This window comes from Flavobacterium sp. CSZ, from assembly GCF_015350725.1.
Lineage (GTDB): Bacteria > Bacteroidota > Bacteroidia > Flavobacteriales > Flavobacteriaceae > Flavobacterium.
The window spans coordinates 67836-80970 of sequence record NZ_JADKPQ010000019.1; the positions used below are offsets into that span (position 1 = coordinate 67836).

The 13135-nt window shown below is 32.5% G+C and carries 12 protein-coding genes; 2 read left to right on the forward strand and 10 right to left on the reverse strand.

What is annotated here, in order from left to right; translation table 11 throughout:
• The first annotated feature begins 342 nt into the window (after nucleotides 1–342).
• Nucleotides 343–3555: a cytochrome c biogenesis protein CcsA gene (ccsA, locus tag IRZ78_RS19970; protein ID WP_194618199.1), complete on the forward strand. Its 3213-nt coding sequence runs from the start codon at nucleotides 343–345 to the stop codon at nucleotides 3553–3555.
• 508 nt (nucleotides 3556–4063) lie between these two features.
• On the opposite strand, the gene arsB is transcribed toward ccsA, so the two are convergent.
• From arsB to IRZ78_RS20015, 9 genes are all read right to left on the reverse strand, one after another.
• A complete protein-coding gene (arsB, locus tag IRZ78_RS19975; RefSeq protein WP_194618200.1) occupies nucleotides 4064–5122 on the reverse strand; it encodes an ACR3 family arsenite efflux transporter in 1059 nt (352 codons plus the stop codon).
• 1 nt (nucleotide 5123) lies between these two features.
• Nucleotides 5124–5753 carry a protein-tyrosine-phosphatase gene (locus IRZ78_RS19980; RefSeq protein ID WP_194618201.1) on the reverse strand — a complete coding sequence of 210 codons (630 nt, stop codon included), beginning with the start codon at nucleotides 5751–5753 and terminating at the stop codon, nucleotides 5124–5126.
• Between the two features lie 17 nt (nucleotides 5754–5770).
• On the reverse strand, nucleotides 5771–6244 hold the full coding sequence (locus tag IRZ78_RS19985) for a DUF6428 family protein (RefSeq protein ID WP_194618202.1): 474 nt from the start codon (nucleotides 6242–6244) through the stop codon (nucleotides 5771–5773).
• A gap of 19 nt (nucleotides 6245–6263) precedes the next feature.
• Nucleotides 6264–6596, reverse strand: coding sequence for a metalloregulator ArsR/SmtB family transcription factor (locus IRZ78_RS19990; protein WP_194618203.1), 333 nt, complete (start codon nucleotides 6594–6596; stop codon nucleotides 6264–6266).
• 81 nt (nucleotides 6597–6677) lie between these two features.
• Complete coding sequence (locus IRZ78_RS19995; protein WP_194618204.1) at nucleotides 6678–7409, reverse strand: DUF3667 domain-containing protein; 732 nt, start codon at nucleotides 7407–7409, stop codon at nucleotides 6678–6680.
• 20 nt (nucleotides 7410–7429) lie between these two features.
• Nucleotides 7430–8494 carry a hypothetical protein gene (locus tag IRZ78_RS20000; RefSeq protein WP_194618205.1) on the reverse strand — a complete coding sequence of 355 codons (1065 nt, stop codon included), beginning with the start codon at nucleotides 8492–8494 and terminating at the stop codon, nucleotides 7430–7432.
• A 32-nt stretch (nucleotides 8495–8526) separates the two neighbouring features.
• Nucleotides 8527–8904, reverse strand: coding sequence for a DoxX family membrane protein (locus tag IRZ78_RS20005; RefSeq protein ID WP_194618206.1), 378 nt, complete (start codon nucleotides 8902–8904; stop codon nucleotides 8527–8529).
• A 107-nt stretch (nucleotides 8905–9011) separates the two neighbouring features.
• Nucleotides 9012–9800 carry an anti-sigma factor gene (locus IRZ78_RS20010; RefSeq protein ID WP_194618207.1) on the reverse strand — a complete coding sequence of 263 codons (789 nt, stop codon included), beginning with the start codon at nucleotides 9798–9800 and terminating at the stop codon, nucleotides 9012–9014.
• Nucleotides 9800–10330, reverse strand: coding sequence for an RNA polymerase sigma factor (locus IRZ78_RS20015; RefSeq protein ID WP_194618208.1), 531 nt, complete (start codon nucleotides 10328–10330; stop codon nucleotides 9800–9802). Before IRZ78_RS20015 ends, IRZ78_RS20010 begins: the two co-directional genes overlap by 1 nt.
• 875 nt (nucleotides 10331–11205) lie before the next feature.
• Here IRZ78_RS20015 and IRZ78_RS20020 point away from each other — a divergent pair.
• Entirely contained in the window at nucleotides 11206–11793 is a 588-nt protein-coding gene (locus IRZ78_RS20020) for a glutathione peroxidase (RefSeq protein WP_194618209.1), read from the forward strand.
• A 272-nt stretch (nucleotides 11794–12065) separates the two neighbouring features.
• On the opposite strand, the gene pip is transcribed toward IRZ78_RS20020, so the two are convergent.
• On the reverse strand, nucleotides 12066–12983 hold the full coding sequence (gene pip, locus IRZ78_RS20025) for a prolyl aminopeptidase (protein ID WP_194618210.1): 918 nt from the start codon (nucleotides 12981–12983) through the stop codon (nucleotides 12066–12068).
• Nucleotides 12984–13135 lie beyond the last annotated feature (152 nt).

Genomic DNA, 13135 nt, shown 5'->3' on the forward strand with positions numbered 1-13135 from the left:
GCCACAGATTGCACCGATTAAAATGATTTTAATAGCGCATTATTTTGTTAATGATATGCAAACGTTGACTTATAAAGGTATATTTCATCAAACTGAGATTTGTAAAACCATAGAAAACAGTTTTATTATTAGAAAAATACTTTAACCCTTTTAGGTTGCGGACTAATAGTCTCTTTTACAATAAATGGGACTGTTATGTTTTTGTAAAGTTAAGCGTACATTTTTGTGAATTTGATTTAAAATGGTATCCTATTTTTGGTTTTTATTAACAAACTTCAAATATTGGAACTCAACATTTTTAAGTACTTTTGTGCCACTTTTATACAATGTAATTCCTCAAAAATGGATAAAAAAATATTCTCTTTTTTGTTTTCTACACGATTAATGTCTGTTCTTTTTTTAACATTTGCTTTAGCAATGGGTATTGGTACTTTTATCGAAAGTAAATACAATACAGACACAGCCCGAATTCTAATTTATAATACATGGTGGTTTGAAGCAATAATGGTCTTCTTTTTGATCAATTTCTTCGGAAATATCAAACGTTACCAATTGCATAAAAAGGAAAAATGGGCGACACTTATACTTCATATTGCTTTTATTTTTATTCTTATAGGAGCTTTTATTACACGTTATATCAGCTACGAAGGTATGATGCCAATTCGTGAAGGCGCTGCCGAAAATCAAATCTATTCAGATAAAACATTCTTAACTGTTTTTGCAGACGGAGAATACAAAGGCGAAATGAAACGCAGAGTTTTTGACAAAGCACTATTGTTCTCGCCAGTTACCAATAACGATTTTACACTTTCAGGTAAATTCGACGAAACTCCTTTTGAAGTGACTTACGTTAAGTACATCATGGGAGCCAAAGAAACGATAAAACCTTCAGCAAACGGAACTTTATACCTTAAATTGGTAGAAGCAGGAGCAGGCGGACGTGAAGAACATTTCCTAAAAGAAGGAGAAGTTCAGAACATTCATAATGTATTATTTGCATTAAACAAACCTACCGAAGGCGCGATCAATATCAATACTCAAGGAGAAAAATATACCATTCAAACCCCTTTTGAAGGAGAGTTTATGCGAATGGCAGATAAATTAAAAGGAGCTGTAACCAAAGATAATGTTCAGCCTCTTATGATGCGTTCTTTATATAGTATTGGAGACATCCGAATCGTTTTTCCGGATCCAGCTATAAGAGGATTTGTTGATTATGAGTCGGATAATGATTTCAAAGCAAAATCTCATCATGATGCTTTGGTGGTAAAAGTTAAAGCCGATGGACAGGAAAAAGAAGTTCGTCTTTTAGGATCTAAAGGTAGCATAGGGGAGCCTCAAACCGTAAAAATTGGTAAAATCGAATACAGTTTATTCTACGGAAGTAAAGCGTATGTATTACCATTCAAAATAAAATTAAACGATTTTATCGCCACAAAATATCCTGGAACAGAAAAAAGTTATTCTGCTTTCGAAAGTAAAGTAACGGTTCAGGATTCTACAGAAACATTTGATGCCAGAATTTTTATGAACAACGTTTTAGACCATAAAGGATACAGATTTTTTCAATCTTCATTCGATCCGGACGAAAAAGGAACCGTATTATCTGTAAACCACGATTTCTGGGGAACTTCTATTACTTACTTTGGATATTTTATGTTATACTTTGGTCTAATGGCTATTATGTTTACCAAACATTCTCGTTTTGCTGATCTAAAACGTAAATTAGATAATGTAAAAAAGAAAAAACTAATTACGATCCTGGTTTTAATGCTAAGTTTCGCTGGTTTTTCTCAGGCACCACACGTTCATACGCCTGGTGACGGTCACGACCACAATCATAATCATGCACCAGCAGATCCTAACGATCATGCCAATCACGTAACTGCAGCACCAAGTCAGAAACAAATAGATTCGTTACTAACGATTTACAAAGCTCCGGTAGCACACGCCGCTAAATTCGGACGTTTGATTATTCAGGATGCCGGAGGTAGAATGAAACCTATCAATACTTTCTCATCTGAACTATTGAGAAAAGTAAGTCATAAGGATACTTACAACGGAATGAACTCTGATCAGGTGTTCTTGTCAATGACACAGTACGCTCAGGTTTGGATACAAGTTCCGCTTATTTATCTTAATACCAAAGATGATAGTATTCGTAAAATCATTGGTGTAGACAGAAAAGCAAAACTAGCGCCGTTTGTAAAATTCTTTGACGAAAACGGAAATTATAAATTATCTCCTTATTTAGATGCAGCATACAAAGCAGCAAATCCAAATAGTTTTGAGACAGACTTTATAGAAACAGATAAAAAAGTTAACTTGATGGAATCTGCTTTGAGCGGAAGTATCCTGAGAATTTTCCCAATCCCGAATGATCCAAACAACAAATGGATTTCTTATTTAGAAATTCAGAACGCAGGATTAAAAGGCATGGATTCTACATATGTGAAACAAATTCTGCCTTTATATTTCAGTGCTTTAAACAACGGATCAATTTCTAAAAACTTTGATACTGCCGATCATTTGGTGGAAAGTATTGACGGTTTCCAAAAGAAATTTGGAAGTAAAGTACGTCCAAGTGATAAGAAAATCGATCTTGAAATTGCTTACAACACCTACAACATTTTACCAAAAATGTTCTATTGGTATTCACTTGCCGGAATTTTCATGTTGATCTTTACGCTTTTCAGTACCTTCTTTGATAAAAAATGGCTTCGTATTACTGTAAATGGTTTTCATATATTAATAGGAGTAATATTTGCATTTCATACCGTAGCATTAATCGCCCGTTGGTACATTTCAGGTCACGCACCTTGGAGTAACGCCTACGAAGCAATTGTTTACGTTGCCTGGGCAACCATGTTCTTCGGCCTGGCTTTTGATCGTAAATCAAAACTTACCGTTGCATCGGCAGCATTCGTAACAGCGATGATCTTTTTTGCTGCAGACGCCAACTGGATCGATCCTGAAATTGCAAACCTGCAGCCGGTTCTTAACTCATATTGGTTAATGATTCACGTAGCAGTAATTGTAGGAAGTTATGGTCCGTTTGCTTTAGGGATGATTCTTGGTCTTGTTGGATTAATTTTAATCTTCTTTACCAACGAAAAGAACAAGGCTAAAATGGATTTAAACATCAAAGAAATTACCTATATAAACGAAATGTCCTTAACAATTGGTCTAATCATGCTAACGATTGGTAACTTCCTTGGAGGACAATGGGCCAACGAAAGCTGGGGACGTTACTGGGGATGGGATCCAAAAGAAACCTGGGCTCTAATCTCGATTATGATATATGCGTTCGTAATTCACGCTCGTTTTGTTCCTTCATTAAGAGGGCAATGGTTCTTTAATTTAATGAGTATGTTTGCCTTTGTGTCTATTTTGTTTACCTATTACGGAGTAAACTTTCACCTCGTAGGACTGCACTCTTATGCAAGCGGAGAAGCACATTCATTAAGCTGGATCTGGTATTCATTAGGAACAATTTCCCTTCTCGGAATTCTCACATATCCAAAATACCGCAAGTATTATAAAAAGAAAAAATAATAACTAAGGTATTTTTATTAATTCGCAAAAAAGGTTCAACTGTCATAGTTGAACCTTTTTTTATATTTTATTATAAAGATAAATTAGAAATTCCCTTCTGTTACACCTAGATGACTTGAAGAATTAGGAGTTATTTCCTGCTATTCGTTTCAATCTTTTGTGCCGAACACCGACACAAAAGGATTTCCACTTCTATCAGGGCTTGGGCACTCGTTTTCAATATAATTATATCAAAATAAAGATATCAGAAAAAAGATGAAATAAAATTTAAAATATAATTCAGTATAAAACATAGCCAACGGTTTCAACCGTTGGGACGCAATCAATGACACAAAATAAATAGTAGATAATCTATGCTACACAATCAATGATATAAAGATAAATTGTAACGATAAATTGTAACGATAAATTGTAACGATAAAACCCAAGATTGAAACCTTGTCTAATAATAAATAAGAAGAACCAGATTCTAAAACTTAGCCACTTAGTAGCTTAGCATCTTAGCAACTTAAAAAAAACTCTTTCTAAACCAAAAAGCTACATTTACCAAAGCAATCAAAGCAGGAACTTCGACCAGCGGACCAATAACGCCTGCAAAAGCCTGCCCGCTGTTGATACCAAAAACACCTATGGCAACCGCAATTGCTAATTCAAAATTATTGCCTGTAGCGGTAAAAGCAATCGAAGTACTTTTAGAATAATCGGCACCAAAATATTTTCCGGTAAAAAAACTTAAGACAAACATTAAGGCAAAATAAATCATCAATGGAACTGCAATTCGAACAACATCCATCGGAATCTGGACAATCAGTTCCCCTTTTAAGCTAAACATAAGAACAATGGTAAACAGCAAAGCAATCAATGTAACAGGAGAGATAAACGGAATATATTTATCCTGAAACCATTCTTCGCCTTTGAGTTTTATCAAACCGTATCGGCTTACAATTCCCAAAGCAAACGGAATCCCTAAATAAATACCAACACTTTTAGCAATCTCAATCATGTTAATATTGACATTAAAACCTGTGTATCCAAAATAAGGAGGTAAAACAGTTATAAAAATATATGCATAAACACTATAAAGCAAAACCTGAAATATACTGTTTAAAGCAATTAATCCGGCGGCATACTCACGGTTTCCATCGGCAAGATCATTCCAAACGACCACCATGGCAATACAACGCGCTAACCCAATTAAGATCAATCCAATCATATATTCAGGATACTCTTTTAAGAATAAAAGTGCTAAGGCAAACATCAAAACAGGACCAACAATCCAATTTAAGAATAAAGAAGCGCCAAGTACTTTTGTATTTTTAAAAACTTCACCAATTTTATTGTAGTTCACTTTTGCCAGCGGAGGATACATCATCAAAATCAAACCAATAGCCAACGGAATATTAGTACTCCCGTTAGAAAACGAATTGATGAAATTTCCGCTTGACGGAAAAAAATATCCTACAGCAATACCAACAGCCATAGCCAGAAAAATCCAAAGCGTTAAAAACCGATCCAGAAAACTTAGCTTTTTTCTTCCCGCAACGGGATGACAATGATCTATAGACATTTTATTTTTTTATTTGAGAGAAAACATAAAACATTTCAGTCGCGATTTGCAAACTTCTTTCATTATATTTCTCTGATTGTTGATCCGTATTATCAAAAGCTTTTGGATCATCATAAGTTACGGCAATTCTTTTCTCGGCCCCAGCAATAAAAGGACAGCCGCCATCTGCCTGAGAACAGGTCATAATAGCTGCAAATTCATTTTCTGGATTAAAATCATCATCATACGTTTTAGAAAAACCTATAATTGGAGCTTGATTTCCAGCGAATTTTATAGCATAAACAGGAGTGTTACCTTCTGATAACTTCGTGATTTTAAAACCTGATAATGCTAATGTTTCAGCAACTTTAGGATACAAAGCTGTTGCTTCAGTTCCTCCGGAATAACAAAACACATTCTGAATTCCGTAATAATGCGCAGCAGTTTGCGCCCAAACCTGAGATAAATGACTTCGTCTGGAATTATGCGTGCAAATTAAATTCAATCTGATTTCCTGATGTTGTTCAGACTTTAGCTGAATAAAATTAATAAGAGGCTGGAGGATTTCTTTACGATCTTTAGAAATTACTCCAAAATCAAAAGACTGAACTAAAGATTGAATTTCGGAGAATAATATATTGTGATTTGACATTTTGTAGGCATTTAAATTTAACAACAGCTTCCACCAGGAGTACAGGAATTACCTTCATCTGTACCTAATTGTGTCAGTTTAAGTTTTGGTTTTTCTGGCGGAATCCCACATTGATCCTGAGCTAAACAAGCAGTAGTTTTATTTAACAGTAAAAAATCTTTTCCATTAAAATCTAAATCATATTTACCAATAGTAGTATTTTGATATTCTACTTCGATTTCAAAATCTTCTATTCCCAAAACTTTCTCTGAAAGTTCTATGATATGAATTAATTTTTGAGGTTTTAAACGATGTTGATAATCGTTGGCATCCCAAAGCTGAAAATTCACGACAGTTTCTTTACGAACAACTCCGCCACAGTCAATAAAGTTTTTGGTAATCAAACCTACTTCGGTTACGTGAAAATATTCCGGAACAAATTTTCCGTCAGGCAATTGAAAGTTAACGGCTTCAACAGCAGTAAGTATTTTTTTAATTTCTGAAAGTTTCATAATAATTTGTTTTAATAATTTAACAACATTCGTTTTTTCTTTTTTCTAAATGCATATTTATCTGATTGTAGAAGATTTTTATTTTCTCAAAACCCGCTTCGTTAATACAATAGCAAATCGCATTTCCTTCGATATTTCCTTTTATCAATCCGGCATTTTTTAATTCTTTTAAATGCTGAGAAACCGTTGGCTGAGAAAGAGGTAATTCGTTTACTATATCACCGCATATGCATGTATTGACCTTCATTAAATATTGAATAATAGCTATTCGGGCAGGATGACCTAAAGCTTTTGTTAAAATAGCCAATTCGTTTTGCTCATCTGTAAAATGATCTGTTTTTGTAGCTCCCATTGTTATATTTTTATATTGCAATATTACGATATAGATATTTATAAAAAAAGAAAATAGTTTATTATTTTCTTTTTAGAGGATTTATAATGAAAGTCTTCCCGTCATCACAAGCACAATAGTCATTACTATTAAAAAACAAACTAGAAAAACAACATGACTTACTATAGACAGCACGAATGCTTTTGTTTTTGATATTTTATTAAAGAACTGGATATTGGTCCAGAAAATTAATAGGACACCTATTATATACATTAAATTTAAAATCTCTTGCATATGAGGCGTTCCGTTAAAATACAGTAATAATGGAAATATTAAAATTTGAGCAAATAACCTTTGTGAAGCTTTGAATGTATTGAGGACAAAAAGTTCAAAAAAATTATAGCCCTGTTTTCTAAAAACAACATAGGTTCCAATAGTATACAAAGGTATAGTAGCAATGGTTGTCCAGGCAAAGTGCGTAGCATTCCATTCATTAAAATCATTTAGATTTAAATCAGCTTCATTAACCTTAAATAAATTAAGGCGATAATAATGGTATAAAAAACCATAAAATGCAGCCAAAACCGTCACCAAAGACAAGGGTTTGAAATGTCTGACGCGTTTTCCTTCGATAAATTCCCTAATAGAATGTCCGGGCCTTGTAAAAAGTTGTTTTATAGAATAAGGAATCCCTGCATCAAAATGCAATAAACTGTGCTGAATATCATGCCATAAATAATGTGCGTTTATTTTATGAGTATCCGCTGGCTGGCCGCAATTATTGCAGTAATTTCCGGCATAATGTTGCTGACAGTTTTTACAGGTTATTTCCATTGTATTTCGTATTTTAATCTTTATTTATAATATTCATATTCGTATTTATAAACACGTTGAAACTGTTGAGAACGAAATATTATTTCAGTGATTAAATTTTTGCTATTATATTTATAATTAAAAAAATAGACATTTCCATCTTCTAAATTTCGATATATCCGTTCTGATAAAAGATTGTTGTCGTAATTGTATGTTATTGTATTCAAAAGTGTATCATTTTTAAATTCACTTTTTTCAATACAATGCTGGTCTTTATATTTATACTTTAAATTTTTACTTCCTTCTTTTTCGCTAATAACATTTTTGTGTTCATCAAACGTTTTAATTATTTCTCCCATTCCAATCATGTCAGTTTTGTACTTATTTATTATTTTACCAGGTAAGTAGGAAAAAGTATGTACTGAAGTAACATTATTTCTGGAGTCAAAAAAATTTTCATTTAAAGGACGAAGCTTACTATCGTATTCAATCGAAAAATCCAGATATTTTGGTTGGTCAATTAATTTTTTTAAACTTTGAGCATTAAGCAATGCAGTTGTATCTTTAATTCCTTCAATTTCGTTTTTGTATTTATAGTATTCCTCGTCGGATGTCACTACCGAATAGGCATCATCAATGCTAATAGTATCTTGGCCAACAATTGTATATTCTATTCCTTTTGATTTATTTTCCAGATATTTATCATTTTCTAATTGACGTTCTTTTTCGTCTTCAGTTAAATACGAAAAAAGTTGTGTTGATTTATCTGAATATTTTATTTCTTTGCAACTAAAGCCCTGAATAGCGTATGCATTTATTTTTTTAATAAGTCTGTTTTTTTTGTCGTACTTAAAGTAGCCGACGTGATTTAGTCTGTTTTTTAAGAAAAAATAAATAAGTCCCTTGTTATTAAAATAATGCTGCTCCTGAATTGTATCATTTTCTTTGACCGTTATTTTTTTTACTCCTTTGGTATTTTTATTTAAATAATCATAATCATTTATATAACTGTGCGGTTCCTGTGCAAAAGCAAATGTTGAGATAAGAAGAAAAAACAGTAAGATAACTTGATTGAAAGAACTATAGCGATTATCAGCAGGCATCATAGGTTATGTTTATAATTAATAATCAATTCAATTTATACTTTCTTGCATCCATCAGGATACATAATGACCAATAAAACTATAATGAGTAAAAAGTTATACTCGACACCATTTCGGCCGCCGCCAACAACAAACCAACCCTCCTGAAAATGAACGAGAATAATTCCCATGATGAGCACAAAAATCGTTACATAGCCCGCAAGTTTGATATACTTATTTAAAACCAAAAGAACAGCAGCTATGATATGCGACAATTTGATAGACCAGGCGATAAAAACTCCAAAAGGAGCAAACCCGATTTGGTTTAAATACAAATTTCCAAAATCATTAATTCCGTTGTCGAAGATACCAAAAACAGAATGGGTGAGGAGAATAATAGCAACTGCAATTCGTAAAAGTAAAGTTCCGTTCATGGTTTTAGTGACTTGGTTAATAGAGAGTTATTCGAATTAAAAATAATAAAAAAAACGCACATTAAAATAAATTAATATGCGTTCTGAGTTTTATGCTAACTTTATTTTTAAACTTTTCCTAAAGTATACAATTGTGTCATTGTAGGCGTTAAACTTCCGCCGGCAGGCTCAAGTGTAATTCCAAATGCTTCTGCAGAATCTGTCTGGCTTACAGCAAAGATTTTTTGACTGTTTCCTTCAAAATTATCCAGTAAACCAATACTTGTTGGTGTAAGTACCGGGCTCAATTTTAAAGACCAAACCTGATATACCATTCCTTTTGGAGGAGTTGGTAAACCGGCAGCATCAATATAAGTGGTTTTTGTTTGCTTATTCCAGTAAACTTTTGCAAATGAATTAGGAGAAACCGCTTGTCCGCCAAGTGTTACACCAGTATTTTTAATATCCCTTACGATAGTTAAGTTTTTCTCTGTTTCTTTATTTTGCTGATCTAAGAAAGCATATTCTCTTTGTATTTTTTCTTTTTCAGTTCCAACAGTAGAAATAGCTTCTTTTGTTTTGGTCAGTTCCAGAGTTTGATATCCAAGACCTAGTAGTAATAGTACCGCTGCAGCCCAGCCCACATATTGAGACCAGGTCGATGCCGGTTTCATATCGACTACTTTGCCATGTTTCAGTTCTAAACGGGCCTTTATCTTTTCAAAATTAGCTACCGAATGAAAAGGAGAAAAACTTGATGATAAAGCCACAATAGCTTTTTCTATTGCAATAATTTCCTGATCCATTTCGGGATTCTTCTTTGCCATTTCGGCTATTTCCAGATTTTCAGTTTCGGTCAATAAACCGTAAACATACAATTCGAGAATTCCTGAGTCTATATATTCTTGTGCTTCCATTATATTTTTAAATAATTACGTAGGTCGTTAATACAATTTCTGTTTTGCGTTTTGATAGTTCCCAGTGGCAATGCCAATTCTTCTGAAGCTTCTTGTTGGGTATATCCTTTAAAAAATAATAAATCAATGATTTCAATACATTTTGGTTTTAGTTTTTTTACAAATTCCTGAATTCCAATTGTATCAATTCTGTTCATTAGTTTATTACTGTCGTCTAACAGATTTACGAAATTATCTGAAGAAAGGTTTTTTTGGCTGTTATTAAAATTTTTAGATCTCAATTTGTCAATCGATGTATTCCTTGCAATATTAAGGATCCAGGTGTAAAATCGGCCTTTACTCTCATTATAAGTATCAATATTTTTCCAGATTTTGACAAAAACTTCCTGCAAAACATCTTCGGCTTCCTCACGATTTTTAATCAGAACGTTGATGACCGAAAACAAACTTTTCGAATACATATCGTACAAATGGGTAAAAGCTCTTTCGTCTTTTTTGTAAATTAAAACAAGCAATTCATCTTGACTCATAGATTTAGGTTTTTAAGCTTAAACAAAATTTTAGTATACATTTTTATAGATTGAGATAAAGATAATTTATTTTTTTGTGAAATTTTATTTTTTTTTAACAGTCCGAAACCTAGTAAAATAAGGGTTTGAAAAAAAATATCACTTTTTTTTCATTTTTTTAAAACCAAAAGCAAACCAATTACGTAAATGCTATTATAACATCAAACAATAATGCTGAAAATAGCAGAAGAAAGAAAAGAGCTTCAAAAGAAGAATATAAAAGCTGTTTTTGCAGGAGATGATAAATTGAAATTTAACAATTGTTAAACATTTAAGTGTAAAGTAAATCTCAATAATAAAAAATGTCATGACGAAGATATACAATTTAAAAATTTTAATTGTGGGTTTAACAACGGTTTTGGCATTGACCAGTTTAAGTAAAAGTGATTTTAAAAAGAACTGTAAAAGTTCAGAAGTGAATTGTCAAATAAAAATTTAAGAGAAAAACAAAATCTGATTCAGATTTAAATATAGCATTGCATAGTTGATGTCTTCGGACTTCCAAATCGAAAATTAGAATAGAAAACTAAATGCCAATTTACATTCATAAACGATAAATTAAGATATAAACGCCAGAAATAAGATAATATTTAAAAATAAGGTTATATGATTCTAAATATAATTTTCACTATAACCGAAGCATCAACTATAATTTTAACTAACAGAATAATAGATTACAATTAAATTCATGGTTTGATTTGTTTGTATGGGGGGAAGCCTAGCGTCTGATTAACGCTAGGCTTCAATTTTTTATTTAACTTATGTTTAATAAAAATAAAGCAGGCAAAACATTATCCGAAAACAGTTTTTAACTAATTTTATAAAAAAATTAATCGATGAAAAAAATAGCATTTATAGCTTGTAGCTTAATCTTATTGTTGAGTTCACAAGTTCAGGCTCAGACAAGTAAAAACAAAATATCTAAAACAGATAAAGCCATGGCAAAAGAAAACATTTACCAATTTAAAGTACAGGATTTATCAGGAGATACTTTTGATTTTGCATCCCTTAAAGGAAAAAAAGTAATGATTGTAAATACCGCTTCAAAATGCGGATTAACACCTCAGTACAAAGATCTTGAAGCCATCTACAAAGAATACAAAGACAAAGGTTTTGTAATTGTAGGTTTCCCGGCTAATAATTTTGCTTCGCAGGAACCTGGTACAAACAAAGAAATCGAAACGTTTTGCCAACAAAATTATGGAGTAACTTTCCCAATGATGGACAAAGTTTCTGTAAAAGGAGACGATATGTGCGAAGTGTACAAATTCCTGACTCAAAAATCTAAAAACGGTTTACAGGATTCAGAAGTTGAATGGAATTTTCAGAAATACCTAATCAACGAAAAAGGCGAATTGGTAAAAGTTATTAAACCAAGAACATTACCGACAGATCCTGAAGTAATCAACTGGATAAAAAGTTAATCATAACTATCTTTACCAAAAAATCCACAAATTTGAATATTCAAGTTTGTGGATTTTTTTTGTTTTAATTTATGCTAACTTTTGTACGCTGATGAAACGGATTTGCTAAAGCGAAAACGCCCATTGACGCGGATTTTATTTATTTTTATTATAAAAATCGTGATTGACCCTCTGAGATCTAATTTTTTTACATAGTAAAACCCCTTTCCCAACTCTGTGCAAAACTTCGTGCCCTCTGTGGTAAAAAAAGTAATTTTACTTATAAAAATAACCTATTGATTCAACACCTCAATAATTGTCTGCTCAATTCCGGGTTCTGAATCAGAATGCCCGCAATTTTCAATATATAAAGTAGACCTTTTAAGTTTATGGTGTAGTTTTTCGGCATATTCAACAGGACAAATGGCATCGTACTTTCCGTGAATAATAGTCGCCGGAATATCATCCAAAATTTTTATATGATCTAAAATATAATTCTCCTCTATAAAACAATTATTACTTAAATAATGCGCCTCCATAATTGCTAAAGACTCAAACGGAAATTCATTTATAATAGCATCGATTTCATTTTCGGCAATTCCTTTCTTAAATATAGAGATTTCATAAAGCACCCATTCATAGCAAAAGAACTTTTTGTTTTGAGGAGTTCCATTCAACATTTGACCCAGATAATAAGCCGGAATCGTAAGGTTTGAATCTAAAGGAACATTCGCTTTAAAACGATCCCATTCCTTAGGGAATTCATTCTGTACGCCACCATTTACGTAATGATCTATAGACCGTTTATCCCCAAGAAATACACCTCTTAACAAAAGACTTTTTACTTTTTCGGGATTTTGTATCGCAAATACAAGACTTAAAGTTGTGCCCCAGGAACCACCAAAAATATTTACCTTTTTGATTTTGAGATAGGAGAGAAGGGTTTTAATATCGTCGACCAAATTCTGGGTTGTATTTTCTTCTATGCTCCCAAAAGGTTTGCTTTTAGACGCTCCTCTTTGATCAAAAAAGACAACCCTATGTTTTTTAAAATCAAAAAAGCGTTTATCCTGCTCAGAAAATCCCGCGCCGGGACCACCATGAACAAACAAATAAGTTTCGCCATCATCAACACCGCAAACTTCATAATAAATCTCATGAATTTCACTAACTTTAAGATAGCCTTTTTGTATTTGATAGTCTGTATTCAATAGTTGTAGATTAAAATTAGTTCCTTATAAATTAAATTATTAAGTTCGAAACGACAAAAAATATTAACGTCCAGCTTTGCGAACTCAAAGAATGACAATGTTTTTCATAGCGAACTTTGCGTAATTCTTAGCGTGCTTTGAGGTAAAAAAAA